Origin of the sequence: Chryseobacterium indologenes, from assembly GCF_002025665.1 — a bacterium.
In the GTDB taxonomy this organism is placed as follows: Bacteria; Bacteroidota; Bacteroidia; order Flavobacteriales; family Weeksellaceae; genus Chryseobacterium; species Chryseobacterium metallicongregator.
This window is the reverse complement of record NZ_CP018786.1, coordinates 629,235-649,321: the sequence shown is the minus strand read 5'-3', so window position 1 is coordinate 649,321 and position 20,087 is coordinate 629,235. Positions and strand designations below refer to the sequence as shown.

Sequence of the window (20,087 nt, the reverse complement as noted above, 5' to 3'; positions counted from 1 at the left end):
AAAGCTTCTTTATATTTGCAGTCTTAAAAAATAGTAAAATGACAGTTAACAGATTATTGACTTTCTTCTTATTGATGATAAGCTGTAATTTATACTTTTCTCAGGATGTAACCATCAAAGACGATAAAGTTTTACTGGATGGAAAACAAATCCTGAAAGCTGAAAAGATCAATGTAGCACAATATTCATTTTTCTCCATGAAAGATGATGAGGAAGTTCTTCTTTACAGATATATGGATAATGAAACGCCAAGTTATGTAAGTGATGATTATTTTATCCTGAATTTTCTGACAGAAAAGGTAAAGGTAGAATCTACTGATATTGCTAAAATTGCCAATTTTATGAATTCCAAAAAAGGGATGGAAAAGCTGGTGAAATGGTTATTGAAAGAAAGAGTCATTAATCATGACGGAGAACTGAATCCCGACCGTGTAGCCATTTTCAAAGATAAATACAATGAAAATATTACTGAAAGAACAATTAGATAATGACCAAAGTCCTTCTCCTTTCCGACTCTCATTCTTATATTGATGACAGAATTCTGGAATATGCTTCTCAGGCTGATGAAGTATGGCATTGCGGAGATTTCGGAAGTATGGATGTGATTGAACAGCTGGAAAAAATAAAACCATTAAAAGGAGTTTACGGAAATATTGATAATGCTAAAATTCAGGCTGAATTTCCGGAAGTGAACCGTTTCTTTTGTGAAAAACTGGAAGTTCTGATGATCCACATCGGAGGTTATCCGGGAAAATATACTCCACTTACAAAAAAAGAAATTGCAGAAAAAGCTCCGAAATTATTTATTTCAGGACACTCTCATATTCTAAAAGCAATGTATGACGAGAAAAACAGTCTTCTTCATCTGAACCCAGGAGCTTGTGGTAAACAGGGCTGGCATAAAGTAAGAACTATGATGCGATTTGTGGTAGACGGTGAAGAAATTAAAGATCTGGAGGTCATTGAACTGGGACCAAGAGCCTGACGGGGTGAGAGGATTTGAGAATTTGAGAGTTTGTGTTCATCCATTTTACTTTCTACCTTTGCAGAAACATTGGGTTCAGATAAGTCTTAAAAATTATGAAGATCGGCGATAAGGTTTCGGTAGTAGATGAAGATTTAAGCGGAGTAATTACTTCCGTGAAAGGAAATTTTGTCTTTTTTAAAGATGAATATGGTTTTACTCATCAATACCACAAAGAAAAACTGGTTCCTAAAGATGCTGATCTTTATGAAAATATCAGAGTCGTAAGAAAAACAGAACCTAAAAAAATTATTTCTAAAAAACATCAGAAAAATCATTTGGTTTTAGACCTTCATTTTCATAATTTGGTAAAGAATCCTAATGATTATGACAGTTTTGAAAGATTGTTTATTCAAAAGGAAAAACTGATTGAAGTGATTGAGTTTTGCAGAAAAAACAACCTGAAGAGACTGGAAATTGTTCACGGCATTGGTGACGGGACTTTGCAGAGGATGGTTCGGGATGTATTGGAAAGCCAGGTTAATATTGATTTTTATAATAAGGAAATACTTCACCATCAATCGGGTGCGGTAATGGTAGAATTTCACTAAATTTGCAGGAATTGAAATATGAACGTACTTAATTTACTTTTTACCAAAGACGGATTGATTTGCCAGATTGTTAAAAACAAAAACATTCTGGAGGAAAAGTCTTATTTCGTTACTGAAGAGACACCGGCCAATCTTATTGACCAAAAGCTGGATGAAGTTCTTATAAAGCAGCGCTATGACGAAATCCATGTGATTTCAGCATTGAATCATTTTACCCTGATGCCGGAAGGTTTTTCCGAGCATGATTCAGGATTTGATCTGATTGCTTTCAACGCTCCTACCGACAGAGAGAAGGAAGAGCTGATGCTTTCTATCAACAAAAAATTCAATATTCAGTTTTATTATACTTTCCCGAAAAACTACTATAAGAAAATAAAAGAGCTGGCAATACCGGTTCATTTTAATTTCTCCGGAGAAAAGTTTCTAAGTTCGATCAATAATAAAACCAATAAGGAAATTCATATCAATCTTTATCACAATCAATGTGAGTTTTTTGCGATTGATAATAAGAAAATTATTCTTTATAATAATCTGGATGTCAACTCAGAAGTAGATTTTCTTTATTTCATCATGTTTACATTGAGTAAAATAGGTTTCGGAATCAATGAAACCAGCTTTTATGCTTATGGCGAAACCACGGAAAATGAAACTTTCATTTCTGAACTTCAGAAATTTGTTAAAAATCTGAAAATTGTCTTTGACAATATTCCCAATAAGAATTTTATATTAAATTAAAAAAGGTACTGCGCTGGCAGTACCTTTTTTTGTCTTCATTATTTTTATATCTAGAATAATGTGTATCCCAGGATAATTGAAAAGTTTTGATAAGATGTATCTTGCTGATCCACCTTAAGCAGGTCTCTTTTTGTATGTACATTAAATTCAATACTATATTTGTCATTGTATTTATACCCTATTCCAAGGCCTAAATTCATTCCGGGTTCAACATTATAATTTTCCTTAGCATAGTTATATATCTCATATTTCACTTCTGAATCTCCCATTGGAACATCAAATATCACTGACGCATTAAAAAACAGCCTTGATTTTTCATTCAAAAATGCATAATATCTTACTCCTACAGGAATTTCAATAGACGAGTACTTTACCGAAGATTTATTTGATACTTTTTCGCCCAAAATAGTATTTGTAAATACTTCTTTATCTGCTTTAAAATATTGATAGGTAGGTTCTGCAATAATTGACCATTTGCTATTATTGAACGGCAGGACAAACTCTGCCTCAACTCCCATTCTAAAATTAGTTTGACTTCCATAATCAGAATCAAAAACATTATTAAGTGCCTTATTCTTAATATCTAAAGATGAAAAATTAATTCCGGGTCTTACAGACAAATGGAATATTTTTTTATTTGTTCTTTTTTCATCAAAACTTTTATAATCTTCATTTCCACAAGTATTCAACTTAATAAAAACACTTTTTAAGCTGCTCTCTCTGTATTCTACATTTGAAAATTGGGAACCAGTAGTATTACCACAATCCGATAGACTTTTTAATTGATTTTGATACGTATTATTTTTTCCCACCTGGGAACTCGATATCTGGTATCTTTTAAATATCAGAGGTTCTATTCCATCTTCTTTTTGATAGAAAAAGCGCTCAAGATACTCACTGGCATATTTGTACAGCGTATATTTCCCTTCGATAACCGTTTTAAGAAGCACTGTCTTTTTAGTAAAATGAGGTTTTTCATCCTCTGTTAAAGCATTGATGTCATCGCTGGACATATCAACATTCACTTCGGCTTTTACATATTTCACTTTGCCTTCAATCTCAAAACTTTTAATGTTGTCAATGGCATATGTTTTAACAGAAAGGTTATTTTCCTGTTTAAAGGTAATCTGAGAAGGAGAGTCTTTCCAATCAAGATTCTTTATCAACCCTTCAATTTTCTCTCCAGTGCTATTGATTACATAGCCTTTTTCAAAATTATTCTGTGCAGATAATGTTAAACTTAGAACGACACTGAACAAAAATGTGTAAAATGATTTATTCATGATTATTATTTTTCAAGGCGCAAAAATAGGCATTCTCCCGAAATAAAAAATAATTACGTATTGGTTCTTTTTTATTTGTCAACATTTAGTAATTTCGCTGTCAATAATAATTTCAGTATGTTCAGAATTATATCAGGCAAATGGAAAGCCAAAAAAATTGCAGCTCCTAAAAACTTTGAAGTAAGACCTACCACCGATTTTGCGAAAGAGGCTTTATTCAGCATTCTGGAAAACAAATATGATATGCAGTCGATTTCCGTACTTGATCTTTTTGCAGGAATTGGCTCTATCACCTTTGAATTTGCTTCCAGAGGATGTCAGAATGTTACTTCTGTGGAACTGAATCCAAAGCATACCGCATTTATCAACTCTACTGCCTCTGAACTTGATATGGCACTTCAGATCAATGTACAGAGAGGAGATGTCTTTGACTGGCTTAAAAAATTCAGAAATAAAAAATCTTTTGAAATTGTTTTCTCTGATGCTCCTTTTGAAATGGAAGAGAAAAAATACCACGAGCTCATTTCTCTGGTTTTAAACAATAAATACCTGAAGGAAAACGGGGTTCTGATAGTAGAGCACCAAAGTCGTATGAAGCTCGACCATCCCAATTTAATAGATACCCGAAAATACGGAAACGTAAGTTTCAGTTTTTTTGAACCGAATAAAGAAGATAATCAGGAACTCTAATTCCTGATTATTTTTTTTGATATTACAGGCGATTTTTCACCCCATTTTGTTATTGCTTCTAAAACGGGTAATAGTGTCTTTCCAAAGTCTGTTAATTCGTATTCTACCACTAAAGGAGGTTTTTCCGTAAAAACTTTTCTGTCCACAATTCCGTCTTCTTCCAATTGTTTTAGCTGTAAACTCAATGTTCTTTCCGTAATGGTAGGAATAGACTTTCTTATCTCGTTATAACGCTTAGCCCCACCAATAAGATGATGTAAAATTACTGCTTTCCACTTCCCTCCTATAAATTTCATCGTGACGCTTGTACAGCAGGGATACGATTTATTATCTATTGTATACATTTTATACTATCCTTTTTTACCGTTATTGCAAAGTTAAGAAACTTAAATTACTTTTGTAACTATAAAAATGATAGTATAAAATTATGAACTTTTTAGACCAAATGAAAAACAGGTATACTGTAAAAAAGTATAATCCACAGGGAAAAATCAGTGAAGAACAAATTGCAACGCTTCAGGAGATCTTAAATTTAAGTCCTTCCTCCATCAACAGTCAGCCATGGAATTTTATTTTCGTGAATGATCCTGAACTGAAAAAACAATTAGGTGATAAGTCTTATTTTAATAAAGAAAAAGTTTTAGATAGCAGTCATATAATTGTCTTTCAGGTGATCAAAAACGTAGAAAACTTTGAAAAGCAAATTGAAGAAAACCTTCCAGAAGGTTCTGTTAATTATTACCGAACTATGGTAAAACCTAAGGGAGAAGATGCGATAAAATCATGGCTTGGCCATCAGGTATATTTATCTTTAGGAGTACTTTTATCTGCATGCGCAGCAATAGGAATAGATTCTACTCCAATGGAAGGCATTGAACCTGAAGGATATGATGCTGTTCTGAATAATGAAAAATACGAGACGTTATTTGCTGTAGCCATCGGGGAAAGAGATGAAGCAGATGCCAATCAGCCTAAATTCAATCCGAAGAAAAGACTGAATGCTGAAAAAGTAATTGTAGAAGCGTAATTTTAAACACGAATTCACGATCTCTTTCACAGCAAACACCAATGAAATTGCACATTATTTCCCCACAGAGGACACAGATTTTTAGTCACCTTTTAATTTTAAAAGCATTATTATCTGTGGAATCTGTGAAATCTGTGGGAACTAAATGAAGTATAAGGTTTTACAAAAAATAAATCTTTGTGTCTTAAAAACATGATTTTGTAATGACAACATGTAACAAATAAAAAAGTCTGCCTCCATACGAGGCAGACTTTCTTGTTTATAATACTTTTAATTCTAAATCAATTGTTTTTCCGAAGAACTTCTTAGAGATCTTTTCAAAATTTTTGGTAAGGTCTGAAAGATAGAAGTGATAATTCGGCTTGGGATTGTTATCATTTAAAAGATTGTACTTATCCAGAATAATCTTCAGATGATTGGCTACAATATTCGGAGAGTCAATCACACGAACCCGGTTACCATAATACTGCTTGATCTCGTCAATTAAAAGAGGATAATGAGTACATCCCAGAATCAGTGTTTCAATATTTTTTAATTTACTGTTACTTAAATAATTATAAATAATAGCATGGGTAATCGGATGGTTTTTAAATCCTTCTTCAATAGCAGGAACCAGCAATGGCGTTGCCAATTCATCCACTTTGATCCATTTATTATGCTTTCGGATACTCTTTTTATATAATCCTGAATTCACAGTAGCTTTGGTCGCAATAACCCCTACATTATTATGGATTTCATAAGATACTTTTTCTGCCACAGGATTAATAACGTCAATTACAGGAACTTTTCCCGCAACAGACTGCATAACTTCATTTAAAGCATTAGCCGTTGCTGTATTACAGGCAATCACAATAGCTTTACAGTTCTGCTCCAACAGAAAATTGGTGATCTTTGTAGAATATTCAATAATGGCTTCCTTAGATTTTTCTCCGTAAGGAAGGTGCTTTGTATCTCCAAAGTAAATCAGATCTTCATTAGGCAGAAGTCTTTTGATTTCTTTGGCAACGGTAAGACCTCCCACTCCGCTGTCAAAAATTCCGATAGGCTGGCTTGGTGAAAGATGTGAATAATCTTGTTTTTTCGTTTTCAAATGAGTTGAAATTTTATACAAAAATAGTGAATTTTATGGCATCCTGTATACATCCAGCTATTATACAATAAACAAATCCGAAGCAATTCCGTCTGCCATAAACCAATGTTTTTCAGGAATTTTTAAATGATTATTTTCAATGATTAAAATACCGTCTTCAATTTTGGACTTGCTCTCTCTCTGAAAATGCTCCAGCATTCTTTCTGAAAATTTACTTTTTAAACTTTCCAGATCTACTCCCCAGATGGTGCGCAGACCAATCATAATCATTTCATTAAACTGATCTTCCTGGGAAAGAATCTCTTCCTCTTTGGCCAGCAATTTATTATTCAGTTTTTTAATGTACTGCTGATTATTGGCTACGTTCCAGCTTCGGACATCAAATCCGTTATAAGAATGTGCTGATGGCCCTATTCCAAGATATTCATTGTATTTCCAGTAAGCAGAATTGTGCCGTGAGTAGAAACCAGGTTTGGCAAAATTGGATACTTCATAATGCTCAAAACCATTGTCTTTCAAAAAGTCGGACAGGTAATAGAATTCTTTATTTTGCTCTTCTTCTATAGGACTTTTTATTTTCCCTTTTGAAATCCAGTTTTCCAGAGATGTTTTAGGCTCTACCGTCAATGCATAAGATGAAATGTGAGGAACTTCTAAAGCAATTGTCTTATTCAGGTTTTCTTTCCAGATCTCAAGATTGGAAGTGGGTGAACCATAGATCAGATCAATACTAAGGTTCTCAAAGCCGAAATCCTGTGCTCGTTTAATGGAACTTTCTGCTTCGGAAGCAGAGTGAGCCCTGTTCATCAGTTTTAAATCTTCTTCAAAAAAACTTTGGGTACCAATGGAAAGTCTGTTCACAGGGGTTCCGGAAAGTTGTTTTAAAAAGTTTTTATTTAAATCATCAGGATTGGCTTCCAGCGTAACTTCAATATCCTTTTCAAAACTGAAATACCGTAATACTTCATCTATTAAAGAACTGATTTCATCTACAGAAAGAATAGAGGGAGTTCCTCCTCCAAAATACAGGGACTTCAGGGTTCTGTTCTGCAGCTCATCTTTTCTCAGGGCTATTTCAGTTTTCATGGCACGAAGCATTTCATCCTTGAAATTCAGGGATGTTGAAAAATGAAAGTTACAATAACTGCATTTTTGTTTACAGAACGGAATGTGAATATATATCATAAAAAAAGCTCTGAAAAATTTCAGAGCTCAAATTTATTTAATTTAAATTAATTAGTATCTAAATCCTCTAGCATTAATGAAGTTGTCGAAGTTATAACCCAGACCAATCATGAAGCTGTTTCCACCATAGCTCTGGATATCAGATAATCCAAGGTTATAAGTAGCTCCAATCATGAATTTGTTGAATCTTACTTTTACAATTGGAGAGATACTCAGGTTCTGATTGTCAAATCTGTTCTGAACCGTTCTGTAGCTCACCCCGAAAGAGAATGCGTTGATATCATTAGAGAATGTCGCCATCAAGTTCCAGTCGACCATTCTCGTTGAATTGGTATTAAGGTTGATCAATGCTGACGGTGCTAATGTAATGTTATCAGCAATGTTCCAGTTATATCCTAAGTTTAAGAAGAATTTAATTGGAGAAGGTTCGTAGTTGTTTACGATAGAAGCATCATTACTTAATGCGATATCATTTACGGAAACACCCCCGAATAAACCTCTGTAGGTAGCTGCCAAACCAAAGTTTGCATACACCATAAAGATGTTACTTTCTTCACCTCTCAATAATGGGTCACCTCCTTCTTCAGTATTAATTTTTGAATAATCAAAATTCATGTTATAGAAGTTAACACTTGTACCGAAAGAGAACTGGTCTTTTCTGTCTCCTTCACTACTCAGCGGAATAAAATATGAAGCACCAGCCGTGATACCACCCGCAGAGATCGGTCCATTACTGTCTCTGAACACGGAAATACCAGCACCTACTCTATCAAAGATATTCGCATTCATCCCGATTGACTGAACATTCGGAGAATTACTGAATTTTGAAAATTGTTGTTGATAATTGGCGTTGAGCTGTACGTAATCTGTTTTTCCGTATTGAGCTGGGTTGAACAGGAACTCACCATCCAAAAGATATTGCTGATAGTATGGTAGTGATTCTTGTGCTTTGTATGCATTTGACAAAAGAGCTAAACATACGATAGCATATAGTTTTCTCATAACAAATCTTGATTTCAATTCAACAAATATAAAAAAAATCTCAATATATTTTTAGTTTTCCAAATAATTTCTCCATTTTTTTACAGCATCCGCCATATCTTTGGGCATTGGGCTCTCAAAATATAATTCCTTTTTTGTTGTTGGGTGTATAAATCCGAGGGTATGTGCATGAAGGGCATGTCTTGGCAAAATTTCAAAAACATTTTTAATAAATTGCTTGTATTTTGGAAGATTTACCCCTCTTAAAGGCGTATGTCCTTCATATCTTTCATCATTAAACAAAGTATGCCCTACATGTCTGAAATGCGCTCTGATCTGGTGTGTTCTTCCCGTCTCCAGTTTACACTCTACCCATGTCATGTATTTAAATCTTTCCAAGACCTTATAGTGGGTCACCGCATGTTTTCCCTGGCTGCCGTCTTCATAAACAGACATCTGCATTCTGTTTTTAGGATGCCTTCCGATATGCCCTCTGATTGTACCCTCTTCATCCTGCATATTTCCCCACACAAAAGCCCAATACAGCCTTTTCGTAGTTCGGTTAAAGAATTGTTTTGCCAGGAAGCTTAATGCATATTCATTCTTGGCAATTACTAATAGTCCTGATGTATCTTTATCAATTCTGTGAACAAGCCCTACTCTGTCAAGATCGGATTTCTCACCATTCTTTTCAAAGTGGAAAGCCAGTGCGTTCACCAATGTTCCGTCCCAGTTTCCAAATCCTGGGTGTACCACCATTCCCGCTTCTTTATCCACTACAACAAGGTCATCATCTTCATAAATAATATTCACAGGAATATCCTGCGGAATAATAACATTTTCTCTCGGAGGATGTGTAAGCAGTACAGAGATCTGATCTCCCGGTTTTACACGGTAATTCTGCTTCACCGCTGTTCCGTTCACTATCACATTTCCGGCTCTGCAGGTCTGTGAAATTTTATTCCTTGAAGAATTCTGTCTGTAAATTAAAAGGAACTTATCAATTCTTAATGGTTCCTGCTTGCTGTCAACAGTGATATTAAGATGTTCATACAAACCTTTATTTTCCTCATCAATATCGATGTTTTCAATACTGTTGGAATCTAGTAATTCTTCATCTAAAAAATCGTCGTTATCTTCTGACATTGTTTTATATTTTTTACACAAAAGGCCTCAACATTTTGCAGTTGAAGCCTGTATTTTTGATATTAATCTGATTTTATTCTACGACAACCTTCTTAGCTTTTGGCTTTTGCGCAGGTTGTTGTGTTGTTGCAGCCGGTTTGGCTGTACTTCCTGTAGCATGAGTACCGTTTCCTGCAGACGTTTTAGGTTTTTCAACAGTGGTAGCCACTGGTTTAGCTGCTGTAGTCTGAGTTTTAGGAGTTTCAGTTTTCGGAACTTCCGGCTTTGGAGTTTCTCTTTTAGGCGCTGGAGCGGGTACTACGGGAGCTTCATAACTTGGCTCACTGTGTACTTCTTCATATCGAACCGGAGGAAGTGATGTATCTACTTTCATACGATAAATAGAATTCAACTGCTCTACTTTTGCTCTTAATTCTGCCGGAGTTTTCTTACTTGCCCAAAGGTCGATCTGCATTCCCTGATCACGAACATCTCCGGAAGCAGGATCCTGATAATAGATAATATCAGACTCATCTTTACTTCCATCTTCATGTTCTACCAATCCTACTTCAAACATACTTTTGGCAATGACAGCTCTCGCCTCTTTTACCGTAAGTCCTACTACATTAGGAATAGAAATATTTCTCATGGGCCCGGATCCTACCACTACATCAATCGTAGAAAATCTTGGCAAACGAGTTCCCGGGTTTACAGCATTTCCTTTATATAATATTCTTAAAAGAGCATCTTTCTGAATACTCGGCTCATAAATGGTATCACCAATTTTAAGACCTACCTGATCCAATCTCTGGAATGCCAGCCCTGAATATTTATTGATAACATTTGGCACTGCAATAGGAGCCCATGTTCTCGGATTTACTTTAAGCGTTACCGTTCTTCCGTCTTTCACACGGGAACCTGGTGCAGGATATACCTGCAACACCTGGAATGGTCTGTATTTCGGGTCGTAATTGGCACTGTCTACTTCATATTCCAGTCCTGTATCATCTAATATTTTAACGGCATCATGTACCGATTTATTTACAATATTGGGAACAGGAATTTCCTGACCGTGGTTAGTATGGTACTCCAACCAGCGAAATGTAAGCCATACAAGCCCCACGAAAACACCGATGGCTACTACTAAATTCAGTAAAACTTTCCAATTGAAAAGTGATTTAAGCATACTTAAAAATACTTTAATTATAACCGCAAATATAGCTAATAATTTTAGAATGGACTTTTTATTTAACACAATTCATTTTTGATTTTAAAATTTGCCGATTTCCCATATTGCATTGTATAAAATGATTAAATTTGCCTTAATTGATACTATATGGTTATGAATAAAAAAAGTGTTGCCGTAGTAATGGGAGGCTATTCTGATGAATATGTTGTTTCTTTAAAAAGCGGACAATTGATTTATGATTCTCTGGACAGAAATCTCTATGACGTATATAAAGTAGTAGTCCTTAAAGATGAATGGTATTTTTTAGGAGAAAATGATAAAAAATATGCCATCAACAGAGGAGATTTTTCTGTGACTTTAGATAATGGAGAAGTCTTAAAATTTGATGTTTGTTTCAATATTATCCACGGAACTCCGGGGGAAAATGGAATTCTTCAGGCATACTGGGATGCCATTGGTCAAAAATATACAGGTTGTGATTTTTACCAGAGTGCCCTTACTTTCAATAAAAAAGACACTCTTGCCGTATTATCTAAATATGGAATTCCTTCTGCAAAAAGTATTTATTTAAGAAAAGGTGAAGACATCAATGTGGATGAGATTGTATCAGAACTTAATCTTCCTCTGTTTGTAAAACCTAATCAGTCCGGATCTTCGCTGGGAATTTCCAAAGTAAAAGAAAAATCAGAACTGATTGCGGCTACTGAAATTGCATTCAAAGAAGATAATGAAATCCTGATTGAAAGCTTCCTTGATGGTATGGAAGTTTCTGTAGGCGTTATTGATTTTAAAGGAGAAACTATTGTGTTAGGAATTACAGAAATTGTTCCTACTAATGAGTTTTTCGATTATGAAGCAAAATACGAAGGAGCTTCTGAAGAAATTACACCGGCAAGAATTGACGAAGAAACCACCAAAAGAGTGGAAGAAATTGCCAAAAGAGCTTACAATTCATTAGGAATGAGTGGTTTTTCAAGAAGTGAATATATTCTGATGAACGGAATTCCTTACATGCTTGAAATGAATACCAACCCAGGATTCTCTCCTGCAAGTATCCTTCCTCAGCAGGCAAGACATTATGGAATTTCCATCATGGATCTTTGTGGAAATGAAGTAGAAAAAGCACTTAATAAGTAAATATAGAAGTTAGAAATTAGAGGTTAGAAATAAGAAATATATAGCTTTTAACTGATAATGCACTACTCAAAATCATAACTCGTACAACATGAAAATTGCTGTTTTTCCAGGGTCTTTTGACCCGATTACATTAGGACATTACGACATTATAGAAAGAGCGGCACCGCTATTTGATAAATTAATCATCGCTATCGGACAAAACTCTCAGAAAAAATATATGTTCCCTCTTGAAAAAAGAATGGAATTTATTCAAAACTCTGTTGCAGAATTTCCCAATGTGGAAGTAGACTCCTTCGAAGGCTTAACGGTAGATTACTGTTTTGAAAAAAATGCTCAGTACATCATCAGAGGATTGAGAAACCCGGCAGATTTTGAATTTGAAAAAGCGATTGCCCATACCAACAGAACGTTAGCTCACAAAAAACTGGAAACTGTATTCTTACTGACTTCATCAGGAAAATCATTCATCAGCAGCAGCATTGTAAGGGAAGTTATTAACCACGGTGGCGAATACGAACTGATGGTTCCGGACTCAGTAAGAGTGGAAAGGTAAATATAAGTAATGAGCAATAAGTAATGAGTAATTTTGATAGAGTAGATTTTAATCAAATTTTCAGGGAAAGAAAGAAAAACTTTTCTATTGCTATCATTAGAATACTTTCTTCATTACCCTATTCTGATGATATTTCAATAATAAGAAACAAATTATCAGATCTGCAACTTCTGTGGCAGCCAATTACAGAGCTGTATCCAGAGCGAGATCGGAGAAAGAAAAATTTGCTAAAATGTGCATAGTAGTCGAAGAAATTGATGAAACTCAACTTTGGCTTGAAATTATTGAAGAATTAGAATATGTAAGTCCGGAAAAAATTTTACATTTAAAAACAGAATGTGAAGAACTTGTAAAAGTTATGACTACGTATAAGTTTAAATTATCGCAAATTTAAATGGCATAATTTTTATTACTCATTGCTCATTACTTATCATTCATACTCATCATATATGCACGAACAGTTCAATTTTGCCATAGAAGTCCTGGGGACCATTGCCTTTTCCATGTCCGGAAGTTTTGCAGCAATGCAGAAACGGCTTGATCCGTTCGGAGTGCTTATTATTGCATTTGTAACTTCTGTGGGAGGAGGAACTGTAAGAGATCTGTTGCTGGATATCCCTGTATTCTGGATGCATGATATTCTGATGTGTACCCTGATTCTGGTGACCAGTATTTTTTCCATGATATTCAAATCTCTTGAAAAGAATTTTAAAGTCACTTTATTTATCTTCGACAGCTTCGGGCTTGGACTATTTACTATTATCGGAGTTCAGAAAGGATTAAATGCAGGAATTCATCCTATGATTTGTATTGCATTAGGAACTATTACAGGCTGTTTCGGAGGGATTATCCGGGATATATTACTCAATAGAATTCCATTAATTTTCAGAAAGGAAATTTATGCCACGGCATGTATTGTGGGCGGAGCAGTTTTTCTGTTGATGACCAAATATTCTGTACTATCTTATACTTTTGTACAGATTCTCACTATTCTCCTTATTGTTGCTATACGGACACTTGCTGTAAAATATCACTGGCAGATGCCTAAATTTTATGGTTATGACCATAATAATTCGGAAATGTAAATTTTATATTTAAGACATAAAAAAAGCACCTTTTCAGGTGCTTTTTTTTTAGAAGAATTTCCCTCTGTTTCTCATATTCGGGTTATGCATGTGCTTCTGCATAGTCGGCATTTTCAACTGATCTTTCATCATTTTGATCTGATCCGTCATCATTCCTGCACTGTCTAATCTTTTTGCCTCTTCCAACAACTTCTGCCCTTCCTGTTTTCTTCCTTTGGAAATAGCTGCTGCTGCAAGATTCAACGTAGCCATTGCTCTGTCGTGTTTCATATTTAAACCATACTCCAACGCTTTCTTCATGAAAGGTTCTACTTTAGCAGGGTGATCCTGAGCTTGTGTCAGTCCTGATAAATAGTGAAAATATCCGTATTGAGTTTTATGAAGCTGTCCTTTATAATCTGTTATTTTTGATAACCACTCACCAGCTTTCTCCATATTTTGTTTTCTCAATTGCCAGAATGCCAATAAGATATACTCATTTTTAAAGAATAGTAAAATGGGAAATGCAGCCAAAAGAAAAACAACAATACCCCATCCCAGATTTCTTGTGAAAATCATCATATAAAGTCCTAACAGGATAAGAAGTGCTGCTACTGCAATTTTTATGTATTTATTCATTATTAAATTTTAGAAGTGCAAAGATAATAAATTAGAGATTAGAAGCTAGAAGTTAAAGGCTAGAATTCCTATAACTATTCACTCTTAATTTTTTCAAACGTCTGGAAACAGAAATCATAGCCATTCTTTTCATCTTTCTCATGGCAGATTTCGTTGGTCTTTTTCCAGATTTTCGGATCTATTTTCGGAAAGAATGTATCCGCCTGAAGATCTGCTTTAACTAAAGTCACTTCAAGCCTGTCCACCATATCCATAGTCTGTTCGTAGATATTTCCGCCACCGATAACGAAAACTTCCTCATCAATCTTTTTAGCAAATTTCAAAGCCTCTTTGATGCTTCCCACAATAAGAATTCCTTCTTCAAACCAGTCTTTCTTTCTTGACACTACAATGTTGGTACGGTTCGGAAGAGCTTTTCCAATACTTTCATAGGTCTTTCTCCCCATAATAACCGGATGCCCTGAAGTAATATCTTTAAAATGTTTTAGATCTTTGGGAAGATGCCAAAGCAACTGGTTTTCAAAACCAATTTCGTTTTTCTCTCCCATTGCCACCACTATTGTTGTCATTCAAATAATTTTTTACAAAATTAGCACATAATTTGTATATTTGGTTAGCACAAAAAATTTAAAAAAATAAACTATGAAAAATAAAGGATGTCTGGGTGCAGGAACCATTGGTATTGCCCTTCTTATTATTGTTGCTATTCTATTCTTTTGGGGAAAAAGCGGATATAACAGCTTTGTCAACAAAGAACAGACTGTGAACGCAAAATGGTCTAATGTAGAGACCGTATATCAGAAAAGAGCGAACCTTATTCCTAACCTGGAAAGAACGGTAAAATCGTATTCAAAATTTGAGCAGGAAACTTTAACACAAGTTGTGGAAGCTCGTTCCAAAGCGACTTCTATCAATATTGATCCTACGAATATGACCGAAGCTGATCTTGCCAAATTCCAGGCTGCACAAGGAGAATTATCGGGTGCATTAAGCCGATTGATGGCCGTAGTAGAGTCTTATCCTAACTTAAAAGCAGACCAGCAGTATATCAACTTCCAGAGAGAATATACCGCTATCGAAAATAGTATCAGAACTGAAACGGTTTACTATAACGATGCTGCAAAGGATTACAATACTTCAATCAAGACTTTCCCGAATAATATTCTGGCGAATTTCACCAACTTTAAAGAAAAACCTTATTTCAAAGCTGATGCAGGAGCTCAGAAAGCCCCTGAAGTATTTAAATAATAATGGGTAACTTCCTAACAAATCAACAGATCGCTTCCCTCGTGGAAGCGATTCAGTCTGCAGAAGATCATTCTACGGGAGAGATCAGGGTACATATTGATTCCAATACAGAAAACCGTGATGCTAAAACGGCATTTGATGTTTTCAAAAAACTCGATATGGATAAAACCGCTGACCGAAATGCTGTGCTTTTCCATGTCAATTTCGAACAAAAATATCTTACCATTATTGGAGATATCGGGATTCATGAAAAGGTAAGACAGTCTTACTGGGATCATCTTCACGATTATATCACTGCTGAATTTGCCAAAGGAAATTATTATCAGGCGCTGAAAAGTGCCATCCTGGAAACAGGACTTGAACTCAAAAAACATTTTCCTGTAGAAGGAGAAAATCCAAACCAACTCCCAAATGAAATTACATTCTCTTAAAATAGTATTTTCATTTTTACTACTCTGCTTTTACACTTTTGTATCAGCACAATACACCATTCCTGAAAAGCCAGCAGTTCTCTATCCTGTTTTTGATGAAGCCGGGTTGCTTTCTCAGCAGGAAAAAGATGCCCTTAATAATAAACTGATTAAGTTTGCAGATTCTACCTCAACAGAAATTGAAGTAGTCATCATCCGCTCCACCAAAGGAGAAGATGTGAATTTTCTGGCAACCATGTTCGGAGAGAAATGGAAAATCGGAAAAAAAGGGGTGGATAACGGAGTGGTTTTCCTTGTTGCCACAGAAGACAGAACAATGTCTATCCAGCAGGGGCGTGCCGTGGAACAATATCTTACAGCATCCGTAGCAGGACAGATCTTAGATTATATTGTCACCCCAAATTTCAGAAAAGGCCTTTGGTATGAAGGAATCAACGGTGGGACCTCAGCCATTATGGAGGCTGTTGAGGGAAAATTCAAACCTGTAGCAACCACAGCTCCTTCCGGTAACGGAAGTGCTTTTAAAGTCCTTATTATTGCTTTTGTTATTTTCATCATTATTGCGATCCTTTTTGGAAACAGAGGCGGCGGACGTGGCGGAAATAATGACGACGACGATGATGTGATTATCACAAGAAAAGGACGCAGAAATTATCCTGGCGGTTTCTTCCCATTCCCAGGCAGTTTCGGAGGCGGTGGCTTTGGCGGAGGAAGTTCCGGTGGCAGCGGCGGCTTTGGAGGCTTCGGCGGTGGCGGAAGTTTTGGAGGCGGTGGTGCATCCGGAGGATGGTAAAATTTACCATTAAAAGAATGTACATCTCCCTCATCTTTTTTACATTATCATTTTAAATTCTTTTTCGAATTCATTACAATTTTTTTCAACTCAACCCATGAAATTCTTATTTAATCTTTTCTTTTTACTCTTCTCAATCAGTACATTTTCTCAGAAAATAAATTCAGAAAACTATTATAATTTTTATAACAACAATAAAGAAAATTTAAAAAGTAAAAGATTATATACGGTATGGCTGAATAAAACAGAAGCCAGCATCATCTTAAAAGAAGAAATGAAAAATGCAGGTTTTGAATGGCTTAGTGATTTTAGAATTGTCAAAATTAATGATGAAGAATTCGTTATAGCTCTTTGTTATTCGGAAAAGTCTAAGTTTGGCTTTGTGTATGAATCATCTCATTTTGCGATCCCTAAGAAGGAAAACAGAACCATAAAAAGTTTATATAAACAAGATACCGGAAATGATTATTCAGAAAAAATAGTAAGTATCAATGGAGATTCTAAATTTGTTAAAATAAAAGATCTTCCTTCTAATTTACAAATCATAAAAGAAGATATCTATTGGTATCAACGTACTGAGAATCCTGAAGATGATAAATATTTAGTCACCAAACAGGATATGATTACTATTCTTCGTGAAGACATACGTAAAACATTAAGCAGCTTCAAAAAATAAACAATATCTTTTTACAAGGCTCATATCCGGATTAAAGAATGAATAAATAGATTTTCAACCAATTATTCTATTCATTCCTGTTTTCACTCCCACCAACTAATACTTGTTTTTTATCTAAATGACAAAAATACTCCCTTTATTTATTTAATCTTAACATTAAATTCAATTTTCTATATTAAAAAATTAACAAAAGCGTTAAAAAATCACCTTTTATTCAATATTTTTTATTATATTTACTGAAAACAGGATTATGAAGAAGACGCTGGTAGTATTTGCACACCCTTATCTGGAGCACTCCAATTCGAATGTAGAGCTCATCAATTTCTACGTTCGCCACCAGCATTATACCCTAAGAGATCTTTACGAAGAATATCCTGACTTTCACATTGCAGCTTTTCGGGAAAGAAAACGCCTAAAAAACTATGAACGATTTGTTTTCCAGTTTCCTCTGATATGGTTCGGAATGCCTCCTCTTCTCAGATTATGGATTGATGAAGTTTTCGACAGAGACTGGTTGAAAGAAGATGAACATAATCCTCTGGAAGGAAAAGAAGTATATATTCTGGTCACCACAGGTGGAAAAGAAAGATCTTTCAGCAAAACCGGAACCTATCAATATACCATAGATGAACTCATCAGCGGGCTTATTGTTTCATTAAAGGTCTTCAAAGCAGATATTAAGCATCTCAAAATCGTATACGAAGCCAACAAGCTCTCTAAAAAAGAAATTATTTTACATAAAAAAGAATTTACAGAACTCCTCAATCAATAGCATATGGAATCCAGCTTAGCGATGAACACATTAATTTTTCTTGGTGTAGCCATTATTATGGTTCCATTGGCCAGGAAATTAGGATTGAGTTCTGTAATCGGTTATATTTTAGGAGGAATCATTATAGGACCATATGTACTTAAACTTACAGGAAATAATGTAAATGACATTATGCATGCCAGCGAGTTTGGAGTCATCATGCTTTTATTTTTGGTGGGCTTAGAACTGGAACCGCGCAAATTCTGGGAAATGCGAAAAAAAATAATGGGTCTGGGACTTTCTCAAATGGTACTCACCATTCTTTTGCTTTTCTTAGTATTTACAAGTGTAGGCTGGAGAGTAGACAAAGCTATAGCTATTGCGATGTGTTTTGCTTTATCGTCTACCGCAATTGTCCTCCAGACCTTGCAGGAAAAGAATAATCTTAAGACTACAGCAGGAGAAGCTTCATTCTCTACCTTGTTGTTTCAGGATATTTCAGTGATTCCTATTTTGGCAATACTCCCTATTCTTGCCAATTATAAAGCCAAGCATCATGATAATGAAATTCAGATTCTGATTCAAAAACTACCGGAATGGCTTCAGGCCGGAACCGTAATTTTCGGTGTAGCTTTGCTTATTTTACTGGGCAGATATGTCTTTGTTCCTTTTTTGCGCTATGTTTCAAAATCTGGAATGGCAGAATTATTGACAGCTTCTTCCCTATTCCTCGTTATTGGAGTTTCTGAACTGATGGTTGTTATCGGGCTTTCTCCGGCACTGGGAGCTTTCCTTGCAGGAGTCATGCTTGCCAACAGTGAATTCCGTCATGAACTGGAAGCCCAGATTGACCCTTTCAAAGGACTGCTGTTAGCTGTTTTCTTCGTAAGTGTAGGCTCTACCATTAATTTTAATATTATTCAGAAGGATCCCTTATTTATTTTCAGTACTGTTTTTGCTGTGCTGGCCGTAAAATTTGTGGTTTTATATGTAATCGGAAAGTTTTTCAGGATAGATACTCCTCAAAGTCTTTTTTATGCATTTGCCCTTTCTCAGGTAGGAGAATTTGCATTTGTACTACTTAACTATGCTTCAGATCTTTATCTTTTAGGTCCTGAGATGAATGCTCAGATGATGGCTGTTACGGCAATCACCATGTGTATCACTCCTATTCTTCTGATTATTAATGACAAGTTTATTACTCCAAAATTTATTAAAGAAATTCCCGAAGAGGAACATGATTATAATATTCTCGACAGCAATGTTGTTCAAAAGAAAATCATTATTGTAGGTTTTGGGCATTTCGGAAGTACTGTAGGACGTCTTTTAAAAGCCAATAAAATATCCGCTACTGTTTTGGATCGTGATTCTGACCGTGTGAAACTGCTCAGAAGCTATGGTTTTAAAGTGTATTATGGTGATGCAACAAGGATTCCTATTTTAAGGGCTGCAGGAATTGAAGATGCTGAAATTCTGGTTTTATGTCTGGATGATCCGGATGATAACAAATTCATTGCAGAACTTGTGCGTGAACATTATCCTAACGTAAAAATTTTCGTAAGAGCCAAAAACAGAATTGATGCTTATGATTATCTGAATAACGGAATCAATCACATATACCGAGAAACGCTAGGAACAGCAGTTGACATGGCTGTAGATGTACTTCACGAAACAGGAATGAGGAAATATGCAGCAAGACGTCTTGGGCAAAGATTTATGGCGATTGATAAAGCATCAGTCAGAAAGCTGGCAAAGATGAAGGAAAATGATGATGACATCACTCTGTTTACCACAAAAGAAATCCTCCAGCGTGAGGAGGAATTATTAGCATACGATAATCTTAATTTTGATAATAAAAATTGGGAAGGTTCCTCATCCACCGATGAAGAAGATGAGGAAGAATCCCAGGATTAGT

25 protein-coding genes are annotated in these 20,087 nt (G+C 35.3%); 16 read left to right on the top strand and 9 right to left on the bottom strand.

The genetic code is table 11. The features are described 5' to 3' along the window. The first annotated feature begins 38 nt into the window (after window positions 1–38). The 4 genes from BUE84_RS02930 to BUE84_RS02915 all read left to right on the top strand — a co-directional run bounded on the left by BUE84_RS02930 (window position 39) and on the right by BUE84_RS02915 (window position 2,310). The gene (locus BUE84_RS02930; RefSeq protein WP_079240427.1) at window positions 39–488 is read left to right on the top strand and encodes a hypothetical protein; all 450 of its coding nucleotides are present in this window, start codon (window positions 39–41) and stop codon (window positions 486–488) included. Continuing rightward, entirely contained in the window at window positions 488–985 is a 498-nt protein-coding gene (locus tag BUE84_RS02925) for a metallophosphoesterase family protein (protein ID WP_079240426.1), read from the top strand. The genes BUE84_RS02930 and BUE84_RS02925 overlap by 1 nt, the downstream gene beginning before the upstream one ends. 95 nt (window positions 986–1,080) lie before the next feature. Beyond that, entirely contained in the window at window positions 1,081–1,575 is a 495-nt protein-coding gene (locus BUE84_RS02920) for a Smr/MutS family protein (protein WP_079240425.1), read from the top strand. A gap of 18 nt (window positions 1,576–1,593) precedes the next feature. Continuing rightward, a complete protein-coding gene (locus BUE84_RS02915) occupies window positions 1,594–2,310 on the top strand; it encodes a DUF3822 family protein (protein ID WP_079240424.1) in 717 nt (238 codons plus the stop codon). A 50-nt stretch (window positions 2,311–2,360) separates the two neighbouring features. Here BUE84_RS02915 and BUE84_RS02910 read toward each other — a convergent pair whose 3' ends face one another. Continuing rightward, window positions 2,361–3,593 (bottom strand): outer membrane beta-barrel protein, encoded by a 1,233-nt coding sequence (locus tag BUE84_RS02910; RefSeq protein ID WP_079240423.1) that lies wholly within the window; start codon window positions 3,591–3,593, stop codon window positions 2,361–2,363. Window positions 3,594–3,710: 117 nt separating this feature from the next. Here BUE84_RS02910 and BUE84_RS02905 point away from each other — a divergent pair, with 117 nt between their 5' ends. Further along, complete coding sequence (locus BUE84_RS02905) at window positions 3,711–4,283, top strand: RsmD family RNA methyltransferase (RefSeq protein WP_079240422.1); 573 nt, start codon at window positions 3,711–3,713, stop codon at window positions 4,281–4,283. Here the strand turns inward: BUE84_RS02905 and BUE84_RS02900 are convergent. Continuing rightward, entirely contained in the window at window positions 4,280–4,627 is a 348-nt protein-coding gene (locus BUE84_RS02900; protein WP_079240421.1) for a winged helix-turn-helix transcriptional regulator, read from the bottom strand. The two genes, BUE84_RS02905 and BUE84_RS02900, sit on opposite strands and share 4 nt — an antisense overlap. Window positions 4,628–4,710: 83 nt before the next feature. Between BUE84_RS02900 and BUE84_RS02895 the strand changes: the two genes are divergently transcribed. Beyond that, window positions 4,711–5,310: a nitroreductase family protein gene (locus tag BUE84_RS02895; RefSeq protein ID WP_079240420.1), complete on the top strand. Its 600-nt coding sequence runs from the start codon at window positions 4,711–4,713 to the stop codon at window positions 5,308–5,310. Between the two features lie 259 nt (window positions 5,311–5,569). Here the strand turns inward: BUE84_RS02895 and murI are convergent, their stop codons facing one another. The 5 genes from murI to BUE84_RS02870 all read right to left on the bottom strand — a co-directional run bounded on the left by murI (window position 5,570) and on the right by BUE84_RS02870 (window position 10,877). Continuing rightward, window positions 5,570–6,400, bottom strand: a complete 831-nt coding sequence (murI, locus tag BUE84_RS02890; RefSeq protein ID WP_079240419.1) for a glutamate racemase — start codon at window positions 6,398–6,400, stop codon at window positions 5,570–5,572. 60 nt (window positions 6,401–6,460) lie between these two features. Next, window positions 6,461–7,585, bottom strand: a complete 1,125-nt coding sequence (gene hemW / locus BUE84_RS02885) for a radical SAM family heme chaperone HemW (protein WP_079240418.1) — start codon at window positions 7,583–7,585, stop codon at window positions 6,461–6,463. A gap of 51 nt (window positions 7,586–7,636) precedes the next feature. Continuing rightward, window positions 7,637–8,587 (bottom strand): PorP/SprF family type IX secretion system membrane protein, encoded by a 951-nt coding sequence (locus BUE84_RS02880; RefSeq protein WP_034693352.1) that lies wholly within the window; start codon window positions 8,585–8,587, stop codon window positions 7,637–7,639. A gap of 51 nt (window positions 8,588–8,638) precedes the next feature. Beyond that, window positions 8,639–9,712 (bottom strand): RluA family pseudouridine synthase, encoded by a 1,074-nt coding sequence (locus BUE84_RS02875; RefSeq protein WP_185117009.1) that lies wholly within the window; start codon window positions 9,710–9,712, stop codon window positions 8,639–8,641. 73 nt (window positions 9,713–9,785) lie between these two features. After that, window positions 9,786–10,877: a PASTA domain-containing protein gene (locus tag BUE84_RS02870; protein ID WP_079240417.1), complete on the bottom strand. Its 1,092-nt coding sequence runs from the start codon at window positions 10,875–10,877 to the stop codon at window positions 9,786–9,788. 156 nt (window positions 10,878–11,033) lie between these two features. Here BUE84_RS02870 and BUE84_RS02865 point away from each other — a divergent pair, with 156 nt between their 5' ends. The 4 genes from BUE84_RS02865 to BUE84_RS02850 all read left to right on the top strand — a co-directional run bounded on the left by BUE84_RS02865 (window position 11,034) and on the right by BUE84_RS02850 (window position 13,655). After that, window positions 11,034–12,017: a D-alanine--D-alanine ligase gene (locus tag BUE84_RS02865; protein WP_079240416.1), complete on the top strand. Its 984-nt coding sequence runs from the start codon at window positions 11,034–11,036 to the stop codon at window positions 12,015–12,017. An 88-nt stretch (window positions 12,018–12,105) separates the two neighbouring features. After that, on the top strand, window positions 12,106–12,570 hold the full coding sequence (gene coaD, locus BUE84_RS02860) for a pantetheine-phosphate adenylyltransferase (protein WP_034693345.1): 465 nt from the start codon (window positions 12,106–12,108) through the stop codon (window positions 12,568–12,570). Between the two features lie 172 nt (window positions 12,571–12,742). Then, the gene (locus BUE84_RS24745) at window positions 12,743–12,964 is read left to right on the top strand and encodes a four helix bundle protein (RefSeq protein ID WP_238594350.1); all 222 of its coding nucleotides are present in this window, start codon (window positions 12,743–12,745) and stop codon (window positions 12,962–12,964) included. A 55-nt stretch (window positions 12,965–13,019) separates the two neighbouring features. Further along, the gene (locus tag BUE84_RS02850; RefSeq protein WP_047428487.1) at window positions 13,020–13,655 is read left to right on the top strand and encodes a trimeric intracellular cation channel family protein; all 636 of its coding nucleotides are present in this window, start codon (window positions 13,020–13,022) and stop codon (window positions 13,653–13,655) included. 48 nt (window positions 13,656–13,703) lie between these two features. On the opposite strand, the gene BUE84_RS02845 is transcribed toward BUE84_RS02850, so the two are convergent. Both BUE84_RS02845 and BUE84_RS02840 read right to left on the bottom strand, forming a co-directional pair. Continuing rightward, window positions 13,704–14,273: a hypothetical protein gene (locus BUE84_RS02845; RefSeq protein WP_079240415.1), complete on the bottom strand. Its 570-nt coding sequence runs from the start codon at window positions 14,271–14,273 to the stop codon at window positions 13,704–13,706. 74 nt (window positions 14,274–14,347) lie between these two features. Beyond that, a complete protein-coding gene (locus BUE84_RS02840; protein WP_079240414.1) occupies window positions 14,348–14,842 on the bottom strand; it encodes a dihydrofolate reductase in 495 nt (164 codons plus the stop codon). A 73-nt stretch (window positions 14,843–14,915) separates the two neighbouring features. Here BUE84_RS02840 and BUE84_RS02835 point away from each other — a divergent pair, with 73 nt between their 5' ends. The 6 genes from BUE84_RS02835 to BUE84_RS02810 all read left to right on the top strand — a co-directional run bounded on the left by BUE84_RS02835 (window position 14,916) and on the right by BUE84_RS02810 (window position 20,086). Continuing rightward, window positions 14,916–15,521 carry a LemA family protein gene (locus tag BUE84_RS02835; protein WP_034693337.1) on the top strand — a complete coding sequence of 202 codons (606 nt, stop codon included), beginning with the start codon at window positions 14,916–14,918 and terminating at the stop codon, window positions 15,519–15,521. Between the two features lie 2 nt (window positions 15,522–15,523). Continuing rightward, entirely contained in the window at window positions 15,524–15,952 is a 429-nt protein-coding gene (locus BUE84_RS02830) for a TPM domain-containing protein (protein WP_185117008.1), read from the top strand. Next, window positions 15,933–16,745, top strand: coding sequence for a TPM domain-containing protein (locus BUE84_RS02825; RefSeq protein ID WP_079240412.1), 813 nt, complete (start codon window positions 15,933–15,935; stop codon window positions 16,743–16,745). The genes BUE84_RS02830 and BUE84_RS02825 overlap by 20 nt, the downstream gene beginning before the upstream one ends. 97 nt (window positions 16,746–16,842) lie before the next feature. Further along, window positions 16,843–17,421 carry a hypothetical protein gene (locus tag BUE84_RS02820; protein ID WP_079240411.1) on the top strand — a complete coding sequence of 193 codons (579 nt, stop codon included), beginning with the start codon at window positions 16,843–16,845 and terminating at the stop codon, window positions 17,419–17,421. 250 nt (window positions 17,422–17,671) lie between these two features. Further along, complete coding sequence (locus tag BUE84_RS02815) at window positions 17,672–18,193, top strand: NAD(P)H-dependent oxidoreductase (protein WP_079240410.1); 522 nt, start codon at window positions 17,672–17,674, stop codon at window positions 18,191–18,193. 3 nt (window positions 18,194–18,196) lie between these two features. Continuing rightward, entirely contained in the window at window positions 18,197–20,086 is a 1,890-nt protein-coding gene (locus tag BUE84_RS02810; protein WP_079240409.1) for a monovalent cation:proton antiporter-2 (CPA2) family protein, read from the top strand. Window position 20,087: the final 1 nt, after the last annotated feature.